At 65.0% G+C, this 21843-nt stretch carries 19 protein-coding genes; 9 read left to right on the top strand and 10 right to left on the bottom strand.

All coding sequences use genetic code 11. The features are described 5' to 3' along the window. Nucleotides 1-184: 184 nt before the first annotated feature. The 4 genes from HDG32_RS13290 to aspT (HDG32_RS13275) form a co-directional block, all read right to left on the bottom strand. Nucleotides 185-1408, bottom strand: a complete 1224-nt coding sequence (locus tag HDG32_RS13290) for an alanine--glyoxylate aminotransferase family protein (protein ID WP_184067436.1) — start codon at nt 1406-1408, stop codon at nt 185-187. 167 nt (nt 1409-1575) lie between these two features. Continuing rightward, nucleotides 1576-3240 carry a bifunctional aspartate transaminase/aspartate 4-decarboxylase gene (locus HDG32_RS13285; protein WP_184067432.1) on the bottom strand — a complete coding sequence of 555 codons (1665 nt, stop codon included), beginning with the start codon at nt 3238-3240 and terminating at the stop codon, nt 1576-1578. A 132-nt stretch (nt 3241-3372) separates the two neighbouring features. After that, nucleotides 3373-5055, bottom strand: a complete 1683-nt coding sequence (aspT, locus tag HDG32_RS13280; RefSeq protein ID WP_184067429.1) for an aspartate-alanine antiporter — start codon at nt 5053-5055, stop codon at nt 3373-3375. Between the two features lie 134 nt (nt 5056-5189). Continuing rightward, a complete protein-coding gene (aspT, locus tag HDG32_RS13275; protein WP_184067425.1) occupies nt 5190-6872 on the bottom strand; it encodes an aspartate-alanine antiporter in 1683 nt (560 codons plus the stop codon). Nucleotides 6873-7359: 487 nt separating this feature from the next. Here aspT (HDG32_RS13275) and HDG32_RS13270 point away from each other — a divergent pair, with 487 nt between their 5' ends. Further along, the gene (locus tag HDG32_RS13270; RefSeq protein WP_018419530.1) at nt 7360-8355 is read left to right on the top strand and encodes a 2-hydroxyacid dehydrogenase; all 996 of its coding nucleotides are present in this window, start codon (nt 7360-7362) and stop codon (nt 8353-8355) included. Between the two features lie 44 nt (nt 8356-8399). On the opposite strand, the gene HDG32_RS13265 is transcribed toward HDG32_RS13270, so the two are convergent. Next, the gene (locus HDG32_RS13265) at nt 8400-8981 is read right to left on the bottom strand and encodes a plasmid fertility inhibition factor family protein (RefSeq protein ID WP_184067422.1); all 582 of its coding nucleotides are present in this window, start codon (nt 8979-8981) and stop codon (nt 8400-8402) included. Nucleotides 8982-9121: 140 nt separating this feature from the next. On the opposite strand from HDG32_RS13265, the gene HDG32_RS13260 reads away from it, so the two are divergent. From HDG32_RS13260 to HDG32_RS13245, 4 genes are all read left to right on the top strand, one after another. Continuing rightward, on the top strand, nt 9122-9940 hold the full coding sequence (locus HDG32_RS13260; RefSeq protein WP_184067419.1) for a crotonase/enoyl-CoA hydratase family protein: 819 nt from the start codon (nt 9122-9124) through the stop codon (nt 9938-9940). A gap of 99 nt (nt 9941-10039) precedes the next feature. Beyond that, nucleotides 10040-10432: an SRPBCC family protein gene (locus HDG32_RS13255; RefSeq protein WP_184067416.1), complete on the top strand. Its 393-nt coding sequence runs from the start codon at nt 10040-10042 to the stop codon at nt 10430-10432. Between the two features lie 199 nt (nt 10433-10631). Further along, complete coding sequence (locus HDG32_RS13250) at nt 10632-11789, top strand: MFS transporter (RefSeq protein WP_090805596.1); 1158 nt, start codon at nt 10632-10634, stop codon at nt 11787-11789. Between the two features lie 193 nt (nt 11790-11982). Then, nucleotides 11983-13770 (top strand): PQQ-binding-like beta-propeller repeat protein, encoded by a 1788-nt coding sequence (locus HDG32_RS13245; RefSeq protein ID WP_184067413.1) that lies wholly within the window; start codon nt 11983-11985, stop codon nt 13768-13770. Nucleotides 13771-13877: 107 nt separating this feature from the next. Here the strand turns inward: HDG32_RS13245 and fahA are convergent, their stop codons facing one another. The 3 genes from fahA to HDG32_RS13230 form a co-directional block, all read right to left on the bottom strand. Next, nucleotides 13878-15176 (bottom strand): fumarylacetoacetase, encoded by a 1299-nt coding sequence (gene fahA / locus HDG32_RS13240; protein ID WP_184067409.1) that lies wholly within the window; start codon nt 15174-15176, stop codon nt 13878-13880. Next, nucleotides 15173-16519: a homogentisate 1,2-dioxygenase gene (gene hmgA / locus HDG32_RS13235; protein ID WP_184067406.1), complete on the bottom strand. Its 1347-nt coding sequence runs from the start codon at nt 16517-16519 to the stop codon at nt 15173-15175. Before hmgA ends, fahA begins: the two co-directional genes overlap by 4 nt. A 62-nt stretch (nt 16520-16581) precedes the next feature. Then, on the bottom strand, nt 16582-16722 hold the full coding sequence (locus tag HDG32_RS13230; RefSeq protein WP_184067457.1) for a hypothetical protein: 141 nt from the start codon (nt 16720-16722) through the stop codon (nt 16582-16584). A 267-nt stretch (nt 16723-16989) separates the two neighbouring features. On the opposite strand from HDG32_RS13230, the gene HDG32_RS13225 reads away from it, so the two are divergent. Continuing rightward, nucleotides 16990-17823: an EAL domain-containing protein gene (locus tag HDG32_RS13225; protein WP_184067403.1), complete on the top strand. Its 834-nt coding sequence runs from the start codon at nt 16990-16992 to the stop codon at nt 17821-17823. Nucleotides 17824-17863: 40 nt separating this feature from the next. On the opposite strand, the gene HDG32_RS13220 is transcribed toward HDG32_RS13225, so the two are convergent. Continuing rightward, complete coding sequence (locus HDG32_RS13220) at nt 17864-18649, bottom strand: IclR family transcriptional regulator (RefSeq protein ID WP_184062238.1); 786 nt, start codon at nt 18647-18649, stop codon at nt 17864-17866. Nucleotides 18650-18743: 94 nt separating this feature from the next. Here HDG32_RS13220 and HDG32_RS13215 point away from each other — a divergent pair, with 94 nt between their 5' ends. Further along, complete coding sequence (locus HDG32_RS13215) at nt 18744-19934, top strand: acyl-CoA dehydrogenase (RefSeq protein ID WP_184034334.1); 1191 nt, start codon at nt 18744-18746, stop codon at nt 19932-19934. Nucleotides 19935-20008: 74 nt separating this feature from the next. Here the strand turns inward: HDG32_RS13215 and HDG32_RS13210 are convergent, their stop codons facing one another. Further along, complete coding sequence (locus tag HDG32_RS13210; RefSeq protein ID WP_184067400.1) at nt 20009-20647, bottom strand: peroxiredoxin; 639 nt, start codon at nt 20645-20647, stop codon at nt 20009-20011. A gap of 348 nt (nt 20648-20995) precedes the next feature. On the opposite strand from HDG32_RS13210, the gene HDG32_RS13205 reads away from it, so the two are divergent. Beyond that, on the top strand, nt 20996-21298 hold the full coding sequence (locus tag HDG32_RS13205; protein ID WP_026225611.1) for a YqjD family protein: 303 nt from the start codon (nt 20996-20998) through the stop codon (nt 21296-21298). A gap of 131 nt (nt 21299-21429) precedes the next feature. Beyond that, nucleotides 21430-21819 carry a phage holin family protein gene (locus HDG32_RS13200; RefSeq protein WP_018419515.1) on the top strand — a complete coding sequence of 130 codons (390 nt, stop codon included), beginning with the start codon at nt 21430-21432 and terminating at the stop codon, nt 21817-21819. Nucleotides 21820-21843: the final 24 nt, after the last annotated feature.

Genomic DNA, 21843 nt, shown 5'->3' with positions numbered 1-21843 from the left:
GTTCGAAGTCTTCGCCAGCATGCTTGAACTTGCCTCCCGACCTGATACTTCCGTTCATTAAGCCCTGTGTTGCGCTTCACCTTTGAAACCGCCCGGGAAAAAACTTTCTAATGGGACTATAAAGTGCTGGATCGCACAAAAGATACGCGCTGCGAATGCTATTCGTAGCGCATCGGAAAAATGCTTATTTACCTTCGCTCAAGCCGCGCTCGAGCGCCGCGACACCCGCCGGCAGATCGACGTTGACGCCGAGATCGACCATCGTGCGGCCCAGCGCATGCACGGTGCGAAACAGGTTGTGCTCGCGGCACTGTTCGCCCATCTGGCCGATACGCACGATCGGCAGACCGAACGAGCCGGAGATTTCCACCTGATGCTGCCGCGAGATATGCGCGCAGACGTCGGTGGGACTGAGGCCGTCCGGCACTTCGATGCCGACCACCGAATTCAGGCGGCAATTCTCCGGCGCATACAGTTGCAGGCCCATCGCGGTGACGCCTTGTTGCAACGCGAGCGAGCATTTCAGATGGCGCGCGAAGCGCTTCTCCAGCGTCTCCGCGCAGACGAGCCGCAGCGCCTCGTGCAGCGCGAGCACGCCCGACACCGGCGCCGTGTAGTGATACCCGGCGTTGTGCCAGAAGTTTTCCGCCAGCGACGCATCGAGGCACCAGTGCGTATTGGGCGCCGTGCGGCCTTTGACGCGCGCCCAAGCCGCGTCTGAAAACGCAATCAGCGACACGCCCGGAATCGATGACAAGCCCTTCTGGCCGCCGGTGATCACCGCGTCGATGCCCCAGGTATCCATGTCGAGCGGCATCGTGCTCAGCGTGCAGACAGCGTCGACGATCACGAGCGCGCCCGCTTCCTTCGCAAGCGCGGCGATGTCTTTCAGATGATGATTCCACACGGTGTTCGAGGTCTCGCCCTGCACGACCGTGACGACCTCGGGACGCTCGCGGCGCAGCGCGTCGGCGATCTGGTCGAGACTCGCGACCGTGCGGTCCGCGACTTCGAGCATGCTCACGCGCGCGCCGACGCGCCGGCCCATTTCGCCCATGCGGTCGCTGAAGAAGCCGTTCTTGATGCACAGCATGCGCGTGCCTTCCCACGCGAGATTGGAGATCGCCATCTCCATCGCGCCCGATCCCGGTCCCGCGACGCCGAGCACCCACTTCGACTGCGTCTGGAACACGTAGCGCGCCATCGTTTTCACCTGGTTCACCACCTTCGCCATCGTGCCGCCCAGATGGTTGATCACGATCGCATTGGCCTTCGCGACCGCGGCGGGAATCGGCACGGGGCCGGCGCCCATCATCAGCAGCGGTTCTTCGGGAAGGATGGCGTCGAGTGATTCGACAATCGGACAGGGGACGGACGAAGCAACGGTAGTGGAGGTTGAAGTCGGCATGATCGGTATATGAATGTGAAGCGCAAAGGAACGAACGGCCTCGCGGCAGGCACGCCGCTCGAGGCCGTTCGTCCGATCATTCACCGAACCGCGCGATCGCGCAAGTTTTTTGGCCAGCGTAGCAGGCCGCTAAGCGCGACCGGCGCCCGTGGCCGGTCGCGCGTGAGTCACTTCATCACCTTTGTCTTGTCGAGCTTGCTGCCGGTTGCCGCGTTGTAGCGCTCGACATAGTCCTCGATCAGCCTGCGCATCGCGCGACCGATCTTGCGATAGTCCGACTCGTTCAGGTTGGCGAGCGACACACGCCCCGACGGATGCTGCGTGCCGAAGCCGCGGCCCGGCAGCAGCACCACGCGCGCCTCGCGCGCGAGCCGGAACAGCAGCTCGGACGGCTCGGTGTTCTTCAGCAGCCAGTCGACGAACTCGCGCCCGAAGGCTCTTTCACCGAGGAATTCGATGTCCACGATCGTGTAGTAGTCGACCTTGTTCGGATCGTCGTCCTCGAACGCGATGCCCACTTCCTCGTACAGAGCCTGCTTGCGCTTACGGATCAGGCGCTTCAGCGCGTTCTTGTACGCGTCGGGCGTGTCCATCAGCGAGAACAGCGAGAACAGCACCATCTGCACCTGCTGGGGTGTCGACAGCCCGGCCGTGTGATTGAGCGCGACTGTGCGGCTATCGGCCACGAGCCGGTCGATGAACTTCAGCTTGTCCGGCTCGGTCGTGATCGACTCGTAACGATGGTGCAACTCCTTCTTCACGTCCGCCGGCAGTTCGCCGATCAGCTTGTCGAGCACGTTGTCGCGATGCGTCGCGACCGCGCCGAGACGCCAGCCGGTCGCGCCGAAATACTTCGAGTACGAGTAGACGAGGATCGTATTCTTTGGCGCGAGCGCGAACAGCGAAACGAAGTTGTCGGCGAACGTGCCGTATACGTCGTCGGTCAGCAGGATCAGATCGGGCCGATCCTTGACGATGCTGGCGATGTGCCCGAGGCTCGCGTCGTCGATCTTCACCGACGGCGGGTTGCTCGGATTGACGAGGAAGAACGCCTTCACTTTCGGATCACGCAGCTTGTCGAGCTCCTTCTTCGAGTATTGCCAGCCGCTCGCGACGTCGGCTTCGAGATTGACCACGTTCAGCCGATAGTCGTTGAGCCGCGGAATCTCAATGTACGGCGTGAAGATCGGCATGCCGAGCGCGATCGTGTCGCCCGCCTTGATCAGGTGATTCTCGCGCATCGTGTTGAAGATGTAGGTCATCGCCGCGGTGCCGCCTTCGACCGCGAAGACGTCGAACTCGCCGATGAACGGATGCCTGCCGATCATCTCGCGGCGCAGATACTGGCCGACGATGATTTCCGACAGCTTCAGCATCCGGTCCGGCACCGGGTAATTCGACGCGAGAATGCCCTCGCACATCTCATACAGAAAGTCGGTCCCGGACAGCCCGAGCTGATCGCGCACGTACGACACCGCGCCGCGCAGAAAGTCGATGCCGGGGACGCCCCGGTTCTCGCGCAGAAACAGGTCGAAGCGCTCTGCGAGTCCGTCGCGGCGCGGAAAACCGCCGACGCCTTCCGGCATGTACGCGAACGAGCGCTCGGACTCGCGCATCGCGAACAGGCCGAGTTGCCAGAAGCCGTGGCGGGGGATCGTCGCGAGAAAGTTCGGGTTGCCGCGGCCCGCGTTCAGCATCGCGAGGTTGGCGGCCCGCTCGACCGCGCCGCCGCCGGCGGCCTTGATCAGTTCGTCCTTCAGTTCGAACGGGCTCAGCGCGGCAAGACCCGCGTCCACGCTCGAGCGTTTCTTGTCGCCCTTCTCTTTTGCCATGATGCGTTCTCCAGTGAAGAGGTGAAACACGCCGGCGTGGCGAGGGGTCCCGGTTGCGGCCGGCTATAGAGATCGATACCGAACTGCGTTCGATAACAGTGCGGCAAAGTGCGCTAAACGTGCAATCAGCCGCTACACGAGCCCGACCACCAGCGGCCCGAGCAGCGTCAGCGCGACGTTCGCGATCGCATAGGTGATCGCGAACGGTACGGTCGGCACCGCGCTTTCGGCCTTGTCGAGCACGCCGCCGAACGCCGGGTTGGCGCTGCGCGAGCCGGACAGCGCGCCGGCCAGAAGCGCCGCGTTGTTGTAGCGCAGTACGTAGCGGCCGAACAGCATCGTCAGCAGCAGCGGGAACAGCGTGACGAATACGCCGAGCAGGAAGATGGTCACGCCGCTCTGCTTGACCGTGACGACCGCCTGCAGACCCGAATTCAGACCGACCACCGCGACGAACGCGGCGAGCCCGAAGTCCTTCAGCAGTTGCGAGGCGGCCGACGGCATCACGCCGTACATCGGATACTTGCCGCGCATCCAGCCGAACAGCAGGCCCGCCAGCAGACAACCGCCGCCCGAGCCGAGCGTGAGCGGCACGCCGCCCACCTTGACGACGATCAGCCCGATCAGCAGACCGATCACGAGGCCGACGCCCATGTAAATGAAGTCGGTCTTGTTGCTGTACGGCAGTTCGTAGCCGGCGGCTTCGACCGCGCGCCTGGTGTCTTTCGGCGAGCCGTAGAAGGTGATCACGTCGCCGTGCTGCAGTTCGGTTTCGGGCAGCACCGGCAGCGGCTGCCCGGCGCGCGAGATGCTCTGGACGTAGACGCCGTGCCGCGTGTCGCGATCGATCAGTTGGCGCGCGGCCGCGATCGTCGTGTGATTCATGCCCTTGCGCGTGAACACGCCCTCGCGCGTTTGCATCACCACGCCGATGTCCTCGGCTTCGCCGACCTCGTTGCCTTTCGCGCCGAACGCGACGACCGCCTCGCGTCGGCCCACGACGAGCACGATGTCGCCGGGTTGCAGCACGAAGTCGGGCTTCGGCTCGATCTGCTGGCCGCCGCGCTTGATGCGCTCGATCGTCAGGCCTTCCCCGTGCAGCGACTCGACCGCCTGCACGCTCTTGCCGGCGCTGAAGTCGATCCGGTACGCGCGCCCGATCAGTTCGGGCAGCGCGGACACCTGCCCCGGCCCGCGCGTCGGCGCACCCGACGACAGCTCGCGCTCCGCCTCGATCGACGCTTCGCGCAAGCCCTGTCCCATGAACTTCGGCAGGATGTTCACGCATACGATGATCGCGCCGAGCGAACCGAACACGTAGGTGACCGCGTACGCGATCGCGACGTCCGACTGCAGCGATTTGACCTGATCGGCGGGCAGGCCGAGCCGCGCGATCGCGTCGCCCGCCGTGCCGATGATCGCCGACTGCGTGAGCGCGCCGCCCGCGAGCCCGGCCGCGAGCCCCTTGTTCAGATGGAACAGCTTCGCGCACACCACCACCGTGATCAGCGCGCTGACCGCGAGAAACACGGCCATCGCGATCTCACGCAGCGTCTTGCGGTTCAGCGAATTGAAGAAACCGGGCCCGGAGTCGTAGCCGACCGCGTAGATGAACACCGCGAACATCACCGCCTTCACACCGTTGTCGACCGTCACGCCCGCCTGGCTGATCACGACTGCCGCCAGCAGCGAGCCGCCCACGCCGCCCAGCTGGAACTTGCCGAAGTTGATCTGCCCGATGAAATAGCCGACCGCGAGCGACAGGAACAGCGCCATCTCCGGTGACTTGTGAAAGATGTTGTGTAGCCAGTCCATCGTGCCCTCGCTGAGTGGTTGCCGGGTTCGTTGGCGAGACCCGGTACGAGTACGGCGCGCGCCTGTGCCGCGCGAGCGCCTGATTTGCCGCGCGGTGCGAAGCGCTGCGCGGCATGCGGCTTCGGCAAGTCCGGCTAGCCGAGCTTGCCGGCCAGGCCCACCACCACGGGTCCCGTCAAAGGCAACAGGATGTTGGAGAGCGCGTAGGTGATCGTGTAGCCGATCACCGGCGTCGAATTGCCGGCCACGCCAACGAGCGCGCTGATCGCCGGCGTACTGCACTGCTGGCCCGCGATCGCGCCAAGCAGCATCGGCGCTTCGAGCTTCAGCAGCGCATGCCCGATCCATAGCGACAGCAGGCCCGGCACGAGCACCATCAGGATGCCGGCGAGCGGCAGCGCGAGTCCGTATTCGCGCACGAGCTTGATCGCGTCGGGCCCGGCCGACAGCCCGACCGCTGCGATGAACGTCGCGAGTCCGAAATCCTTGATGATCTGCGCGGCCGCCGACGGCAGCGAGCCGACGAGCGGATGGCGCGAGCGCACCCAGCCGAACAGCAGCCCCGACAGCAGACAGCCGCCGCCCGTGCCGAGCGCGAGCGTCACGCCGCCGATCGTGCCGCCGAGCCGCCCGATCGCCATACCGACCAGCACGCCGAGGCCGAGATAGACGAAGTCGGTCTTCTCGGTCGGCGGCAATACGTAGCCGAGCCGCTTCGCACCGCGCTCGACGTCGGCTTTCGCGCCGACCAGCGTCAGCACGTCGCCGCGATGCAGCTCGGTGCCGGGCAGCGCGGGAATCGTCGATTCGAGCCGCGTGATCGCGGCGACATAAACGCCGCGCGCGTTTTCCGGCTTCGCCTGCGCGCGCAGCTGCGCGACCGTCATCCCGCTGACGTCGGGCCGCGTCAGCACCACGTTGAGCCGTTGCGCGAACACCTGGCCGAAATCGGCGCCAAGCACCTCTTCGCCGAGGCTCGCTGACGCCGCGACGACCGCGGCGCGCCGCCCAGCGACTAGCACGACATCGCCGGCCGCGAGCCGCGTCTCCATGGCGACCGGCAGGTCCGCGCCGTGGCGCTCGATCTGCTCGACGGTCAGGTTGTAGCCGTATTGCTCCTCGAGCCCCCGCACCGTCAGGCCAGCGGCGTCGCCGATGCGAAACGCGCGGCCGACGAGTGCCGGCGCGGCCGCCCTCTGCCCTTCGCTGAACGCGCCCTCGCCGCCGAGCTTGCGCCACACGCGCTCGGCTTCTTCGCGCAGATTGACGCGCAGCATCAGCGGTGCGAACTGGCTCGTAAACAGTACGATCGTGATCAGGCCGAACAGGTAGCTGACGCTGTAAGCGGTCACGATATTGGCCTGCAGACGCTGCGTGGCCGCGTCGCCGAGACCGAGCCTGGCGATCGCCTCGGACGCGGTGCCGATCACCGCCGACTCGGTCGCCGCGCCGGCGAGCAGCCCGGCCGCGGTGCCGACATCGAGCCGCATCACGCGGACCGCGATCATGATCAGCACCAGCACCGAGACGATTTCGATCAGCGACAGCACCCCATAGCGCCAGCCGCGCCCGATGTTCGCGAAAAACTGCGGCCCGCCGGTAAAGCCGAGCGCGAAGATGAACAACGCGAACGCGATGTTCTTCAGGTCAGGCGCGATGCGCGCGCCGCTCTGCCCGAGCACGAGCGCGACGATCAGCGTGCCGCACACGCCGCCGAGCTGAATCGGGCCGATATGAAACGAGCCAATGAAATAGCCAATGGCGAGACACGCGAAAAGCGCGATTTCGGGTTGCGATCTCAGCAATTCACCGATCATGTTGGCTCGCCGATTTACAGGTTGATTAAAGAAAAACAGAACACCAACCGCTCGAAAACCGAATCAAACCGTCTGACAGAAGGTGACGCAATGGTGATGTCGCGCGCGCAACAAGCGCGATGCACGGCACATCAAATGGCCGATAGCGGGAAGCAGAAAAACACAGCTATGAAAGGAGAACCACGCGATGGGTGCCGGAAGAGCCGCACAGCGGGGCACCAGGGCGCCCGGACGCACGCACCGCCTGGTGATACCGGCGGTGAAACGATTTCCCGAACGCTCGACAGTTACTCTTTCATCGCGAAGTCGCCTAACATCGTGAAAAGGATAATCTGCTGTCTGGCCAGTTTCTTGCAGCATGTTTGTACATGCTTTGTTCGGAATGCTCGTTATTTAATATTGCAGTTCGGCACCCCTGTCAATGTTATTTTTTGCGAGAAACCGACTTTCCAAAACACGTCTAAAGCACGCTTCTTCGGAGCCCGATATGCGCACGATCCTGTTCAGCAGTCGTCAATACGACGTCGATACATTCACCGAGGCCAATGCCGCGCATGGCTATGAACTGCATTTCCAGGAATCCCCTCTCGACAGCGAGACCGCGATCCTCGCGCATGGCTACGACGTGGTCTGCCCGTTCGTCAACGACAGCGTCGACGCCGCCACGCTCGAACGGCTTCATGCGGGCGGCACGCGCATGATCGCGCTGCGCTCGGCGGGCTTCAATCACGTCGACCTCGCGGCGGCCGAGCGGCTCGGCATGCCGGTCGCACGCGTGCCGGCCTACTCGCCGTACGCGGTCGCCGAACATGCGGCCGGGCTGATTCTCGCGCTGAACCGGCGCCTGCCGCGCGCGGTCGCGCGCACGCGCGAAGGCGACTTCTCGCTGCATGGGCTGCTCGGCTTCGACCTGCATGGCAAGACGGTCGGCGTGATCGGCGCGGGCATCATCGGCCGGGTGTTCGCGCGCATCATGGCGGGCTTCGGCATGCAGGTGCTCGCCTACGATCCGGGGCCGCCGGCCGACGAACTGCTCGCGCTCGGCGCGCGCTACGTGCCGCTCGATACCTTGCTCGCCGAATCGGACGTCGTCAGTCTGCATTGCCCGCTGTTGCCCGACACCTATCACCTGATCGACCGCGCCGCGCTGGCGAAGATGAAGCGCGGCGCGATGCTGATCAACACCGGGCGCGGCGGGCTCGTCGAGGCGAACGCACTGATCGGCGCGTTGAAGGACGGCCAGCTCGGCCATCTCGGGCTCGACGTGTACGAGGAAGAAGGCGGCATCTTCTTCGAGGATCATTCGAATCTGCCGCTACAGGACGACGTGCTCGCGCGTCTGTTGATGTTTCCGAACGTGATCGTCACCGCGCACCAGGCGTTCTTCACGCGCGAGGCGATGACCGAGATCGCGCAGACCACGCTCGCGAACATCGCGGCGTGGCAGGCGGGCACGCCGCGCAACGTCGTGCAGGCGGGGTAGCCGTGATAACCGTGGCGTACGCGAATTGCCGCGGACCGCGAAAGTTAGACGTCGCTGTCGCTGCCCGACTGGGTCGCGCGAATCGCGGTGCGGGCATCATCGGCCGCGCCGCACAGCTCACGCAGCAATCCCGCCTCGCGCTCGTGCACTTCGACCGGACACCAGCGCGCGCCCGCCTCGGCCAGATAGCGCGCGCGATGCTGGCCGTTGCGAAACGCCACCACCCCCTCGCGCTCGATGCCGACCCAGCCGAGCAATCCCGGCGCGCGACGCGTGGAGATCGTCACGTACGGCATCTGCGGAATGCGCGGGCTTTCGGGATCGAGAAACTCGCGAATGCCGCGGACCTTGCCCGAGTGCCATTCGGCGACCGGCTTCAGCACGTAATCGGTGTTGTCGCGATCCGCGCACACGAGCAGCTTGCGCAGATCGACGAGCACGACCTGGTGACGTGTGCCGTCGGTGACGAAGACGCGCTTCAGGCGCACATGGTCGTACCACGAGTGGGCCTGCAACGGCACGACCCACACCGTTCCGGCGCAGGCTGGCGCGGCGGCCGGCGATGAATTGGGCAAAGGCAAGGACAAAGGTAGGCTCGGCAAGCTGGCGACAGGACGCCAGCGCATCAATAGAGCGCTAACGCTACGAGCCGGATGTGATGGAAACATGACAACTCACCGGATTAATTACGCTGCATGAGCGTGCTGTAACACTGCCGGATCAACAGGCCAGCAGCGACCTTCAGGTACCCTCAAGGTACATAACGATGATAGCCAACCAATATTTCAATAACCATGTGCGAATCGAGTCGAATGACGGCAACGGCGTCGCTACGATCGTGCTGGAGAGGCCCGCGCAGCGCAACGCGGTCGATCGCCAGGTGGCCGATGCGTTGAGCGCCGCGTTCAGCCGCTTCGAGGCGGAGCCCGCGTGGCGCGCGGCCGTGCTGTTCGGCGCGGGCGGCACGTTTTGCGCGGGCGCAGACCTCAGCGCGCTTGCCGACGACGCGCGCCGCAACGAGTTGCATGCGGACGGCAGCGGCCCCGGTCCAATGGGACCGACGCGCATGCATTTCAGCAAGCCGGTGATCGCCGCGATCGCCGGCTATGCAGTGGCGGGTGGGCTCGAGCTTGCCGTGATGTGCGACCTGCGCGTCGTCGAGGAAGATGCGGTGCTCGGCGTGTTCTGCCGGCGTGTCGGCATTCCGCTGATCGACGGCGGCACGATCCGGCTGCCGCGACTGATCGGTCTGTCGCGTGCGCTCGATCTGATCCTGACCGGCCGCGCGGTCGATGCGCGCGAGGCGCTTTCGTTTGGGCTCGCCAACCGCGTGGTGCCGAAGGGCGAAGCGCGCGCGGCTGCCGAGCAACTCGCCGCGGAACTCGCCGCGTTTCCGCAGGCGGCGCTGCTCGCCGATCGTCGCTCCGCGCTCGAGAACAGCACGCTGGACGAACTCGCCGAGGCATTGCGGCGCGAAAGCGCGGGCGGCTACGCGGCGGTCTTCGCCGAGGGCGTGGCGGGCGCGGCGCGTTTTGCGTCCGGCGCGGGCCGTCATGGCGACACGTTCGACGCGGATCGCGGATAAGACGGCGCCGCGCGATCGGTGAGAGGTTCGCAATCGCCGGTCGCGACACCCCCGCGCGCACGAGACCTGGGTTACCCGAAACGAACAGGAGGAAGTGCGATGGCGACGATCTACCGGGAAATCGCCGTGGCAACCACCGCGGCCGATGCGTGGTCCGCGCTGCGCGATCCCGCCGGGGTCGCCCGCGTATTCGCGGGCGTGCTGATCGCGGCGCGCATGGAAGGCGACCTGCGCTGGGTCACCTTCGCCGACGGCACCGTGGTCGAGGAACGCGTGATTGCCGTCGACGATGCCCACATGCGGCTCGCCTACTCGGTGGGCGGCGGGCGCTTCGAGCATCATCATGCGACGCTGCAGGTCGTGGCCGACGCGTCCGCACATTGCCGCGTGATCTGGATCGCCGACTTCAAGCCCGACGATCGCAGCAACGTGGTCGAAGCGCTGACGGATGCGGGCTGCGCGGCACTCGGGCGCAACCTCGCGCGGCGCTGAACGCCGCCCGGCGCCTCGGGCTCCCGCCGCCGCGTTCCACAAAAAACAACAGCTTTCCGGACAGCCTGCAAGCCAGATTTGGCTTAGGTAGAATCCCCTACTGTTTTTTCCCTATCCGGCGACAGCGTTTCCGCCTTCGGAATCGCCCGCCCGGCGCCCGTTGTTCGCGCCGCTTCACCCGTCACACCCCATCATCGCCATGCCATTGCCTCTGCTTGCCCTTGCCGTTGCCGCGTTTGGAATCGGTACCACCGAGTTCGTCATCATGGGCCTGTTGCCCGATGTCGCGCGCGATCTGTCCGTGTCGATTCCGGCGGCTGGCATGCTGGTGTCCGCGTATGCGCTCGGCGTCACGATCGGCGCGCCGATCGTCGCGATCGCGGTTGCCAACATGCCGCGCAAAAAGGCCCTGATGAGCCTGATCGGCGTGTTCATCGTCGGCAATCTGCTGTGCGCGATCGCGCCCGGCTACGCGGTGCTGATGGCCGCGCGCATCGTCACCGCGTTCTGCCACGGCGCGTTTTTCGGCATCGGCTCGGTGGTCGCGGCCGGGCTCGTCGCGCCGAATCGCCGCGCGCAGGCAATCGCGCTGATGTTCACCGGCCTCACGCTCGCCAACGTGCTCGGCGTGCCGCTCGGCACCGCGCTCGGCCAGGCGGTCGGCTGGCGCGCTACTTTCTGGGCCGTGACCGGCATCGGCGTGCTGGCGGCGGCCGCGCTCGCGGTGTGCCTGCCCGCGAAGATCGAGATGCACAAGGCGAGCCTCGTGCGCGAATTCAGCGTGCTGAAGAACCCGCAGGTGCTGATGGTGCTCGGTATCAGCGTGTTCGCGTCGGCGAGCCTGTTTTCGACCTTCACCTACATCACGCCGATTCTCGAAGACGTGACCGGCTTCACGCCGCACGCGGTCACCCTGGTGCTGCTCTTGTTCGGCCTCGGCCTGACGGTCGGCAGCACGCTCGGCGGCAAGCTCGCGGACTGGCGGCTGATGCCCTCGCTGGTCGCGTTCCTGATGGCGATCGTCGTGATCCTGTGTGTGTTCGCGGGCACGATGCACGCGCGCACTCCGGCGATGCTGACCGTGTTCGTGTGGGGGGTGCTCGCATTCGCGATCGTGCCGCCGCTGCAGATGCTGATCGTCGATCGGGCGAGCCACGCGCCGAATCTGGCGTCGACGCTGAATCAGGGGGCGTTCAACCTCGGCAACGCGACCGGCGCATGGCTCGGCGGCATGGCGATCGGCGCCGGCGCGCCGCTGACGACGCTGCCGTGGGTCGGCGTCGCGACCGCGCTCGGCGCGCTGTTGTTGACGTTGTGGTCGGTGTCGATCGAGCGGCGGGTGGCGGTGGCGGGGTGAGCTGGCCGGCTCGAAGTCATGGTTCGAGAGAGCGATTACACCGTTCTGCTGCGGGCAGCCGAGTTGACGAATAGACGCTAATTGCTGGCTTTTACGATCTATACGCAGGGTGATAATCTCAACCCACGTTGCGCGGACACTCGACAAACGGCCCATATTTCGTGGCGCCGCCGCAAGCAACGGGGAGTCCGCCATGGTCTCGATGCGCCTGTTGCTCCGTGCCAGCCTGTTGGGCACGGCGATCGCGGTAGCCGCGATCGTCGCGGCGAACTGTGGAGGCGGCGGAGGCGGAAACAGCAGTGCCCCGACGGGCGCGAGCGTCGGCGCCGGCGGCAGCGGCGCATCGGCCCCGGCCGCAGCGAGCGGCGGCAGCACCACCGGCGGTGGCACCACGAGCGGCGGCACCACCTCCGGTAGCACCGGCGGCTCGGGCAGCGGCTCGGGCACCCCGATGGGCGGCACATCGGCGGCAGCCGTGCACGACGTGCTCACCTATCACGACGACATCGCGCGCACCGGCCAGAACCTCGGCGAAACCACGCTGACGCCCGCCAACGTGGCGGCGTCGACGTTCGGCAAGGTCGGCTTCTTTAGCGTCGACGGCAAGGTCGACGCGCAGCCGCTATTCGTCGCTGCGCTGGCGATCGCGGGCGGCACGCACAACGTGCTGTACGTCGCGACCGAGAACGACAGTGTGTACGCATTCGATGCCGACACCGGCGCGCCCCTGTGGCAGGTGCGCACACTCGGCACCGGCGAAACCCCGAGCGACGACCTCGGCTGCAGCCAGATCGTGAACACCATCGGCATCACCGCGACACCGGTGATCGACCGTTCGCGCGGCACGCACGGCACGATCTACGTCGTCGCGATGTCGAAGGACGCGGCCGGCGGCTACCATCATCGCATTCACGCGCTCGACCTCGCGACCGGCGCCGAGCTGCTGAACGGTCCCACCGAAGTCGCCGCCTCTTACCCGGGCAGCGGCGCGGGTAATACGAACGGCGTCGTGCCGTTCACCACGTCGTTGTACGCGGAGCGCGCGGGGCTGCTATTGCTCGGCAACACGGTCTACACGACGTGGACCTCGCACTGCGACGACGGCGGCTATACGGGCTGGATCATGGGCTACGGCGCCGACACCTTGCAGCAGACCACCGTGCTCAACCTGACGCCTAACGGCATCGGCGGCGCAATCTGGATGAGCGGCGCGGGACCGGCGTCGGACGGCTCGTCGATCTATCTGCTCGATGCCAACGGCACGTTCGACACGACGATGACGTCGAGCGGCTTCCCCGCCAGCAAGGATTTCGGCAATACGTTCCTGAAGCTCGGCACGACGGGAGGCCTGTCGGTGGCGGACTACTTCGCGATGACGAACGTCGTGCAGGAGGCCCACGACGACATCGACCTCGGCTCCGGCGGCGCACTGGTGCTGCCGGACCTGACCGACGCGAACGGCACCGTACAGCATCTGACGCTCGGCGCGGGCAAGGACAGCACCATCTACGTGCTGAATCGCGACTCGATGGGCAAGTTCAACCCGGCGGCCGACAACATCTATCAGGAGATTCCCGCGCAGCTGGCCGGCGGCGAGTTCGGCATGCCCGCCTATTTCAACGGGCGCGTGTATTTCGGCTCGGTCGGCGATCATCTGAAGGCGTTCACCGTGACCAACGCGAAGCTGTCGATCACACCGACCGCGCAAAGCGCGATGACGTTCGCCTATCCCGGGACGACGCCGAGCATCTCGGCGAACGGCACCACGAACGGCATCGTGTGGGCCGCCGAAAACGGCACCGTCGCGGCCTTGCATGCGTTCGACCCGAGCACGCTCAACGAGCTGTACAACAGCAACCAGATGGGCACGCGCGATCAGTTCGGCACGGGCAACAAGTTCATCACACCATTGATCGCAAACGGCAAGGTGTATGTCGGCACGACGAATGGGGTGGCCGTATTCGGGTTGCTGGGTGGGTGAAGCGGACGACGCGCCGATTCATTTCGACCCGGTACGCCCAGGGTCTCGCACAAACGACGAGGGCCGGCATACCGCGCCGGCCCTCGCTCATCGTGACTGCCGCGCGCTCACGCTCGCGCCGGCAGAATCTCTGCGGCACACGCGCCGAACCCCACGCGATACCCGTCGCCCTGGCACCAGCCGACGAGCGTCAACTCATCGCCGTCCTCGATGAACGTGCGCGTGCCGCCCTCCTTCAACGCCAGCGGCTTCTTGCCGTTCCACGTCAGCTCCAGCAGGCTGCCGTACGAATCCTCGGTCGGCCCGCTGATCGTCCCCGAGCCCATCAGGTCGCCCACCCGTGTATTGCAGCCCGCCACCGTGTGATGCGCGAGCTGCTGCGCCATCGTCCAGTACATGTATTTGAAGTTGGTCCGCGCGATCGTGCTCGCTTGCCGCGCGGGTTGCGCGCGCAATGTCACTTTGAGGTGAATGTCGAACGCATGCTTCCCTCGATGCCGCAGATAGGCGAGCGGCTCCGGCTCCTGCACCGGCTGCGCGACGCGGAAGGGTTCGAGCGCATCGAGCGTGACGACCCACGGTGAGATCGTCGTCGCGAAGGTCTTCGCATTGAATGGGCCGAGCGGCACGTATTCCCATTGCTGGATGTCGCGCGCGCTCCAGTCGTTCAGCAGCACCATGCCGAAAATGTGCGCCTCCGCGTCCTCGCACGCGATCGGCTCGCCCAGCGCATTGCCGCCGCCGATGATGAAACCCGTCTCCAGTTCGATATCGAGCTTGCGGCTCGCGCCGAACACCGGACGCTCCTGGTCGGGCAACTTCAGCTGACCATTCGGACGACGCACCGGCGTCCCGCTCACGACCACCGACGATGCCCGTCCGTTGTAGCCGATCGGCATCTCCGACCAGCTCGGCAGCAGCGCATTCTTCGGATCGCGGAACATCGCGCCGACATTGGTCGCGTGTTCCTTCGATGAATAGAAATCCGTGTAGCCCGGAATCTGCACCGGCAGATGCAGACGCGCATCGGCCGCGCGCACGAGCACCTTCGCGCGCAACGCGGCATCGTCGCGCAGCGTCGCGGTGTCGCGCGCGAGCAGTTGGCTCAGCTGGATACGCACGCTGCGCCACACGTCGCGGCCAAGTGCGATGAAATCGTTCAGCGCATCGCGCGCGAACACGTTGTGCGCCGGCACGTTCAGCAGACCCGCGGCCTGCAACGCGGCGAGATCGACGATCTGATCGCCGATCGCGACGCCCACGCGACGCGCGTCGTTGCCACGGTCGCTGAAAATGCCGAACGGCAGGTTCTGGATCGGGAAGTCGCCAGCCGGGTCGTTGGCCGACTCGATCCAGCTCTTGCGCGACGCATCGAGCGTCGCCTGGAGATCGTTCACCGCGTTCATCGTTGCTCCGGATTGAAGTGTTTCTTGAGGCCTTGCCAGCACTCGTAGTAACGCGCCTGCAGTTGCGCGGTTTCGAGCGCGAAGCGCGTCGGCTTGATCAGCGTGCGGGTCTCGAACATGAAGGCCATCGTGTCGTCGACCTTCTTCGGCACCGAGGTATCGAGATGCGACGCCTTCTCGAACGTGTCCGCGTCCGGGCCGTGGCCCGTCATGCAGTTGTGCAGGCTCGCGCCGCCGGGCACGAAGCCCTCGGCCTTCGCGTCGTAGACGCCATGCACGAGGCCCATGAACTCGCTCGCGACGTTGCGATGGAACCAGGGCGGCCGGAACGTATCTTCGGCGGCGAGCCAGCGCGGCGGGAAGATCACGAAGTCGATCGTATCGACGCCCGGCGTGTCGCTTTGCGATTGCAGCACGAGGAAGATCGACGGATCCGGATGGTCGAAGCTGATCGAGCCGATCGTGTTGAAGCGGCGCAGGTCGTATTTGTACGGCGCGTAGTTGCCGTGCCATGCGACCACGTCGAGCGGCGAATGGCCGATGTCCGCGCGCCACAGATTGCCGTTCATCTTCGCGACGAGCTCGAATGCGCCTTCGCGGTCTTCGTATGCGGCGTGCGGCGTCAGGAAATCGCGCGGATTCGCGAGACCGTTGGAGCCGATCGGCCCCAGTTCCGGCAGACGCAGCAGCGCGCCGAAGTTCTCGCAGATATACCCGCGCGCGCTGCCGTCCGGCAGGCTGACCGCGAAGCGCACGCCGCGCGGAATCACCGCGATCTCGAACGGCTCGACATCGACGCGGCCCATTTCAGTCGCGATATGCAGGCGCCCCTGCTGCGGCACGATCAGCAGTTCGCCGTCGGCGCTGTAGAAGAAGCGATCGTGCATCGAGCGGTTCGCCGCGTACAGATGGATCGCGCAACCGCTCATCGCTTCGGCCGAGCCGTTGCCCGCCATCGTGACCCAGCCGTCGATGAAATCGGTCGGTTCGCTCGGCATCGGCAGGGGGTCCCAGCGCAGCTGGTTCGGCGGCGTCGGCGGCACCTCGGCGAAGTTCGCGACGAGCCGCTCCGACGGCATCGAAGTGAACGGCTTGTGCATGGCCGCCGGACGAATCCGGTACAGCCACGAGCGACGGTTGTGACCGCGTGGCGCTGTAAACGCCGTGCCCGAAATCTGTTCGGCATACAAACCATAGGCCGCGCGTTGCGGCGAATTGCGGCCGGTCGGCAGCGCGCCCGGCAATGCCTCGGTCGCGAATTCATTCGCGAAACCCGACTGATAGCCGGGCTCGATTTCAGGCCGCAGGCGTTCGTCGGCCGGCGTACGTGTTGAGGTATCCATACAAGGTTCTCCGCGAGTTGCCCGATTCTTTCCCGGTTGATAGGTGATCTTTGCAGTCAGGCTCAGGCCGGCTCCGCTTCGGCCGCGCGGTTGGGTTGCCGCGTCGCACCGCCGAGCACGACCACCAGCAGCGCCGAGCACAGCACCGGCAGCGCCGCCGCATGAAACAGCGCGGCATTCGACCAGTTCAACGCGATCAGCATTGAGTCGTCCCCTCCGGCTGGCTAAAATCGCCTTTTACGAATAGTAAAACGAATTACGAATAGTGAAACTAACGTATACCCTTGGAAACACGCCCGCGAACCTCGTCCTTCCGCGCTCAGCCCCGGCCGATAAGCGTGAGACCAATAACGATATGAGCATTTTGTTAATCTGCGCAGGGCGCGTACTGCTACCATCAATGAATGCGGCCATCGCGTCGCGCTGCCACGCGCCCGGTGCGCGTTCATCGTCGCCTTTCATTTGCCTTCATGATTTCGCCGACCATCCCCGATCTGATCGCCCGCGCCGCTCATCACCCGTTTCTCGGCGAGCATCTGGCAATGGGACAAGGCGGGCGCGCCGGCATCGCGCTCGCACATTTCGACGGCATCGAGCTTACGAGTGCCTACGAGCCGATCTTCGACATCAGCGTGCATGGGCTTGCGCAGTCGCTGTCATGCGGCGCGGAAGGGGTCGACCGCTTCGGTGATGAACTCGGCTTTCAGGCGGTCACGCACCGGCTCGACGCGCCGCCATTCGAGGTGTTCGATCCGTTCGACAACATCGCCGACGATCAGCAGCTGGTCGCGCTAGACCGCATGTCGCGCGCGCTGCACGCAATCAACTTCTTCGGCCCGCAGCGGCATGGATTGCTGTTTCTGCGGGTGCACGAGAGGCTGTTGAAGAGCGTGAAGTACGACCACGGCCGGCATTTTTCGAGCGTGCTGACCTCGTTCAATTTGAGTCCGGCGCGCATCGTGATCGAGTTGCCGGCGGCGGCGGTCGCACACAAGACGTTCCTGGGCTATCTGACGCGCAGCTATCAGCACTACGGGTTCAAGGTGGCGGGCAATCTGTCGAACGCGGGGCAGATCCTGTCGGTATCCGAAACCGCGCGGCTCGACTTCATCAAGATGGATGCGGCGGCCGCATTGCGCGACGCGACCGTGAAGCCGCTCGTCGGCTACGCGGGCCGGCTGCGGGTGCCGCTGATTTTCAATCGCGTGACGGATGAGGCGCAATTCTCCGCGCTACAGCAGTACGACGTGCGGTTCGTGCAAGGGCCATTATTCAACGCGCATTATCACGACCGGGCGGCGTGACACGGTGTGGGCCCGGTTAGTCGGGCGCCCCGGCATTAGCTCAGCCCGGCTCCCCCAGCCGCGCCGCGAGCGCCTTCAGGCGCGGCGCGACATTCTCGCGAAACACTTCCTCCCCCATCGACGACGCCGGCCCGCTGCAGCTGAGCACGAGCCAGCGGTTTTCGCGCGGCTCGCGAAACGGCACCGCGACTGCGTTCACGTCGTCATGCCACGCACGAAACGAGTAGCAGCATCGCTCGGTCGCGAACGCGGCGATCTCCTGTTCGGCTTCGGCGACGAGCATCGCCCCCACTCTGCCAGCCGCTTTTTTCAGTTCCGCGAGTAACGCGGTACGCGCGTCGGGCGGCTGCACGGCGAGATAGGCGCGGCCCATCGAGCTCGTCAGCATCGACAGTTTCGAGCCGGATGCGAGGCCGAGCGTCAATGCGGTTTCGCTGCGAATCGTCTCCAGATACACCATGTCGAGCCCGTCCCGGCACCCGAGCGAGACCGCCGCGCCGACCTCGCGCGCCAGGCTGCGCAGGTGCGGGCGTGCCAGTTCGAGCATGTCGGTGCCCGACAGCAGCGCGAAACCGAGCGACAGCACGCCCGCGTCGAGCGCATATTTGCCGTGTCTTTCGTCCAGCCGCAGATAGCCGAGCACGGTCAGCGTGTAGGCGAGCCGGTTCACGGTTGCCTTCGGCAGACCCGTGCGTTCGACGAAATCCCGATTGCCGAGCATCGTCTCGCCTGGCCGGAACGCGCGCAACAGGTCCAGCCCGCGAGCAAGGGCGACGACGAATTTGCGTTCGTCGAGCGAAGCGGAGAAAGTGGATGGCGGCGTCATAGGGTGATACACTCGGGCGTCATTTGCAAAACATTGTTTCGCAAAGCGGAACTCTAGTCAAGCTGGTTCTGAGCGAGAAATCAGGAGATACGTCATGGCCGTAGCCGCGCAGTTTCACTGGGAAGACCCGTTGCTGCTGGATCAGCAGCTCACCGAAGACGAACGTATGGTGCGCGATGCCGCTGCGGCTTACTCGCAGGACAAGCTGCTGCCGCGCGTGCTGGAGGCGTTCCGCCATGAAAAGACCGATATCGGGATCTTTCGCGAAATGGGCGAGCTTGGCCTGCTCGGTCCGACGATTCCCGAACAGTATGGGGGCCCCGGTCTGAACTATGTCGCGTACGGGCTGATCGCGCGTGAAGTGGAACGCGTCGACTCCGGCTATCGCTCGATGATGTCGGTGCAGTCGTCACTGGTGATGGTGCCGATCTACGAATTCGGCTCGGACGCGCAGAAGGAGAAATATCTGCCCAAGCTCGCGCGCGGCGAGTGGATCGGCTGCTTCGGCCTGACCGAGCCGAACCACGGCTCCGATCCGGGCAGCATGGTCACGCGCGCGAAGAAGGTCGATGGCGGCTACTCGTTGTCGGGCTCGAAGATGTGGATCACCAATTCGCCGATCGCCGACGTCTTCGTCGTATGGGCGAAGCTCGAGGAAGACGGCAAGGACAACATCCGCGGCTTCATTCTCGAGAAGGGCTGGAAGGGTCTGTCGGCACCGGCGATCCACGGCAAGGTGGGTCTGCGAGCGTCGATCACCGGCGAAATCGTGCTCGACGAAGCGTTCGTGCCGGAAGAGAACATCATGCCGGGTGTCAGCGGCCTGCGCGGTCCGTTCACGTGTCTGAACTCGGCGCGCTACGGCATCGCCTGGGGCGCGCTCGGCGCGGCCGAAGCGTGCTGGCACATCGCGCGTCAGTACGTGCTCGATCGCAAGCAATTTGGCCGGCCGCTCGCCGCGAACCAGCTGATCCAGAAGAAGCTCGCCGACATGCAGACCGAAATCACGCTCGGGCTGCAAGGCGTACTGCGCCTCGGCCGCATGAAGGACGAAGGCACGGCCGCGGTCGAAATCACCTCGATCATGAAGCGCAATTCGTGCGGCAAAGCGCTCGACATCGCCCGCCTCGCGCGCGACATGCTCGGCGGCAACGGCATTTCGGACGAGTTCGGCGTCGCGCGTCATCTGGTGAACCTCGAGGTAGTCAACACCTACGAAGGCACCCACGACGTTCACGCGCTGATCCTCGGCCGTGCGCAGACCGGTATTCAGGCGTTCTTCTGATTCCGATGCTGGTGTATCGATAATGCCAAAAAGCCGGTTCCTTCGAACCGGCTTTTTGGTTCATGCCGCGCCGCTTACCGGTTCGGCTGCGGCGTCAGGCGCAGGTACGGACGCAACGCCTTGTAGCCCTTCGGGAATTTCTGCTTGATGACTTCCTCGTCCTTCAGCGACGGCACGATCACGACGTCATCGCCCTGCTTCCAGTTGCCCGGCGTCGCGACCGAGTGACTGTCGGTCAGTTGCAGCGAATCGATCACGCGCAGCACTTCGTCGAAGTTGCGGCCGGTGCTCGCCGGGTACGTGATGATCAGACGCACCTTCCGGTTCGGATCGATGACGAACAGCGAGCGCACCGTGAACGTTTCGTTCGCGTTCGGGTGAATCATGTCGTACAGCCCGGAGACCTTGCGATCGCCGTCCGCGAGAATCGGAAAACCGACGTTGGCGGCCTGCGTCTCGTTGATGTCCTTGATCCACTCCTTGTGCGACTCCGCGCTGTCGACCGACAACGCGATCGTCTTCACGTTGCGCTTTTCGAACTCGCCCGCGAGCTTCGCGCTCAGCCCCAGCTCGGTCGTGCAGACCGGCGTGAAGTCGGCCGGATGCGAGAACAGCACGCCCCAGCTATTGCCGAGCCACTCGTGAAACCTGATGCGGCCCATGCTCGACTCCTGTTCGAAATCCGGCGCAATGTCGCCAAGACGTAGACTCATAGTGCATCTCCTGTAGGTCTTCGGAAGGTATCCGGATAAGGTCGCGGGCGTGTGCCCGCGGCGGCCAGTCACGATAAAGCATAAGGCCGCGGTGGTACATGGCGAACCAACATCGCGTCAGTACTTTATGTGTTTTTGTAATTTTTTCCCGTTTGACGGAAACTTTGCGGGACAGATCAACTCAATCCAGATACCGGTCTGGAGCAGAGTGCCCTCAAACGGGTGTCTTGACGCCACGCGCTGGCGGGAACGAATCGTGCAGCGGCGGCATGCAACCGGCACTATGCTCGCCAGCGACCGTTTCTTTGGTTACGATTTACGCGTAGCGTGAGACAAAGGGAGCTGTCAATGTCGGAAGTCAACAAGGAGAGATTGATGTCGGATATCAAAACCGTCCTCGCGGACGCTGAAGACCTGCTGAAACAGGCCGCGAGCGCTACCGGCGAACGCGCGTCGGAACTGCGCGAAACCGCGCTGACGCGCCTGAAGCAGGCGAAAGAAAAGGCAGCCGACGTTCAGGTCGTGGTCGTCGAAAAAGGCAAGAAGGCCGCCCGCGCCACCGACGACTACGTGCACGAGCATCCGTGGGCGTCGATCGGCATCGCCGCGGGCATCGGCGTGGTGGTCGGTCTGCTGATCAATCGCAAGTAAAGGCCGGTGAGGCCGCCGGAGCAGGCAGGTCCGGCGCACCGGCGACACGGGCGGACCGGCGCGAGCCTCGCCGGTCCCCTTCTGCTGGCGCGCGCGCGCCGGCCAGGCCCTCACGCGCAACGCCCACAGCCATGACGACCGAAACACACTCGCAGCGCGCAGAACGCAGCCCGTTGCGCCGTATTCTCAGTTCCGTGTTTGCGATCCTGCAGACGCGGCTCGAACTGGTGGGCATCGAACTCGCCGAGGAAAAAGACCGCCTGCTCGGCGTGCTGTTTCTCGGTCTTGCCGCGATGATGCTCGCAACGATGGCCTTGATCGCGTTGACCGCACTCGTCGCCATTGCCTTCTGGGACACCTACCGATGGCAGGCGCTTGCCGGCATCACCGCGGTCTACGCGATTGCCGGGCTCGCCTGTGCGCTGAAGGCGCGCAGCGGTTTGCGCAACGCGCCGATGGTATTCGAAGCGACCATCGCGGAGTTCGAAAAGGATCGCGAAGCGTTTCGCAGCCGCGACTGATGGGAAAGTTCGTCTGCATCCGAT

Origin of the sequence: Paraburkholderia sp. CI2, assembly GCF_014201055.1 — a bacterium.
Classification (GTDB): domain Bacteria; phylum Pseudomonadota; class Gammaproteobacteria; order Burkholderiales; family Burkholderiaceae; genus Paraburkholderia; species Paraburkholderia tuberum.
This window is presented reverse-complemented; position numbering and strand designations above follow the sequence as displayed.

Excerpts from the sequence above, each read along its gene's own strand:
- HDG32_RS13290 (WP_184067436.1), bottom strand. The coding sequence starts at position 1,408 with ATGCCGACTTCAACCTCCACTACCGTTGCTTCGTCCGTCCCCTGTCCG.
- HDG32_RS13285 (WP_184067432.1), bottom strand. The coding sequence starts at position 3,240 with ATGGCAAAAGAGAAGGGCGACAAGAAACGCTCGAGCGTGGACGCGGGT.
- aspT (WP_184067429.1), bottom strand. The coding sequence starts at position 5,055 with ATGGACTGGCTACACAACATCTTTCACAAGTCACCGGAGATGGCGCTG.
- aspT (WP_184067425.1), bottom strand. The coding sequence starts at position 6,872 with ATGATCGGTGAATTGCTGAGATCGCAACCCGAAATCGCGCTTTTCGCG.
- HDG32_RS13270 (WP_018419530.1), top strand. The coding sequence starts at position 7,360 with ATGCGCACGATCCTGTTCAGCAGTCGTCAATACGACGTCGATACATTC.
- HDG32_RS13265 (WP_184067422.1), bottom strand. The coding sequence starts at position 8,981 with ATGCGCTGGCGTCCTGTCGCCAGCTTGCCGAGCCTACCTTTGTCCTTG.
- HDG32_RS13260 (WP_184067419.1), top strand. The coding sequence starts at position 9,122 with ATGATAGCCAACCAATATTTCAATAACCATGTGCGAATCGAGTCGAAT.
- HDG32_RS13255 (WP_184067416.1), top strand. The coding sequence starts at position 10,040 with ATGGCGACGATCTACCGGGAAATCGCCGTGGCAACCACCGCGGCCGAT.
- HDG32_RS13250 (WP_090805596.1), top strand. The coding sequence starts at position 10,632 with ATGCCATTGCCTCTGCTTGCCCTTGCCGTTGCCGCGTTTGGAATCGGT.
- HDG32_RS13245 (WP_184067413.1), top strand. The coding sequence starts at position 11,983 with ATGGTCTCGATGCGCCTGTTGCTCCGTGCCAGCCTGTTGGGCACGGCG.
- fahA (WP_184067409.1), bottom strand. The coding sequence starts at position 15,176 with ATGAACGCGGTGAACGATCTCCAGGCGACGCTCGATGCGTCGCGCAAG.
- hmgA (WP_184067406.1), bottom strand. The coding sequence starts at position 16,519 with ATGGATACCTCAACACGTACGCCGGCCGACGAACGCCTGCGGCCTGAA.
- HDG32_RS13230 (WP_184067457.1), bottom strand. The coding sequence starts at position 16,722 with ATGCTGATCGCGTTGAACTGGTCGAATGCCGCGCTGTTTCATGCGGCG.
- HDG32_RS13225 (WP_184067403.1), top strand. The coding sequence starts at position 16,990 with ATGATTTCGCCGACCATCCCCGATCTGATCGCCCGCGCCGCTCATCAC.
- HDG32_RS13220 (WP_184062238.1), bottom strand. The coding sequence starts at position 18,649 with ATGACGCCGCCATCCACTTTCTCCGCTTCGCTCGACGAACGCAAATTC.
- HDG32_RS13215 (WP_184034334.1), top strand. The coding sequence starts at position 18,744 with ATGGCCGTAGCCGCGCAGTTTCACTGGGAAGACCCGTTGCTGCTGGAT.
- HDG32_RS13210 (WP_184067400.1), bottom strand. The coding sequence starts at position 20,647 with ATGAGTCTACGTCTTGGCGACATTGCGCCGGATTTCGAACAGGAGTCG.
- HDG32_RS13205 (WP_026225611.1), top strand. The coding sequence starts at position 20,996 with ATGTCGGAAGTCAACAAGGAGAGATTGATGTCGGATATCAAAACCGTC.
- HDG32_RS13200 (WP_018419515.1), top strand. The coding sequence starts at position 21,430 with ATGACGACCGAAACACACTCGCAGCGCGCAGAACGCAGCCCGTTGCGC.